The following is a 1,185-nucleotide window of genomic DNA, read 5'->3' on the forward strand; positions in this document are numbered from 1 at the left end:
ATCCAGTACACCCTTGTCCTGAGCCATCTTGACGGCAGTAAGTGTAGCGAGCTTACCATGGCTCTTGTGAAACTCGATGAGCTTGTCAATCTCCACATCACACACGCCATCGCCATAGGTCATGAGGAAAGGCTCGTTGCCCACATACTGTTGGATGCGCTTGATGCGGCCACCGGTCATGGTATTGTAGCCGGTATCGACTACAGTTACTTTCCAAGGCTCCATATTGGTCTGATGAACGGTCATCTCGTTCTTACCATTGCGGTAGTCGAAGGTGACGTCAGAATTGTGAAGGAAGTAGTTGGCAAACCACTCCTTGATATACTCCTGCTTGTAACCTGCACAGATGATAAACTCAGTATGTCCATAGTAGGCATACTCCTTCATGATGTGCCAAAGAATAGGCATACCGCCAATCTCGATCATTGGCTTGGGTTTGAACTGGCTTTCTTCACTGATGCGTGAGCCGAAGCCACCGGCAAGAAGAACTACTTTCATATAGTTTTGACTAAGTTTCTAATTACTAATGTTTGGCAATTTTCATAAGTTCTCGTAAATACATATCAGCAACAATCTCGTCTGTTAACTGATTGACAGTTTTCCTCGCAGCATCAGCTATTGAATCTAATTCGAGACATGACATTGATTCTATCCTGTCGAGAATATTTTTTAATTCCGTGTAATTGCCTGATTCGCACAAAAAACCATTTATTCCATCTTGAATAATCCCATCCATTCCTTCGCCACGCGACGCTATGGTAATACAGCCGTTTGCCATTGCTTCAATGTATACTAATCCGAACGCCTCACCAGAACTAATCATTATGAAACACTTTGTTTCTTGTAGTAATTTACAAACTTTTTCGCGAGGGACACGACCAGCAAAGTTTACCATTTGTGCCATCTTGTACTTTTGCGATAAAGCCTTTAAATCACTCTGCATTGCTCCAGTTCCTATATAATTAATAAAATAAGAGCCTTTGTCATTCTTTAAAGCTTCAAGTAAAGCCTCAGGATGCTTTCTTTTTACCATAATACCAACGTACGTATAAATTCGTCTTCGACTTGAGACAGAGTCTACCTCATTAGGTATTAACGCTTGAGGTATTCCCGAATAGCACATAAATTGCTGTTTATCACTAAGGTCAAACTGTTTTATACAATCTTGGCGAATAGGTTCAGAAC

The 1,185-nt window shown here is 41.4% G+C and carries 2 protein-coding genes; both read right to left on the reverse strand.

What is annotated here, in order from left to right; all coding sequences use genetic code 11:
- The coding region (locus AB5935_RS27140; protein WP_368327993.1) for a sugar phosphate nucleotidyltransferase at positions 1-498 on the reverse strand (498 nt) is incomplete at its 3' end.
- A gap of 25 nt (positions 499-523) precedes the next feature.
- Positions 524-1,185: glycosyltransferase (locus AB5935_RS27145; RefSeq protein ID WP_368327994.1), on the reverse strand; the 662-nt coding region annotated here is incomplete at its 5' end.

The sequence above is a fragment of the Phocaeicola sp. RTP21198st1_B8_RTP21198_201120 genome (assembly GCF_040929485.1).
GTDB lineage: Bacteria > Bacteroidota > Bacteroidia > Bacteroidales > Bacteroidaceae > Phocaeicola > Phocaeicola dorei.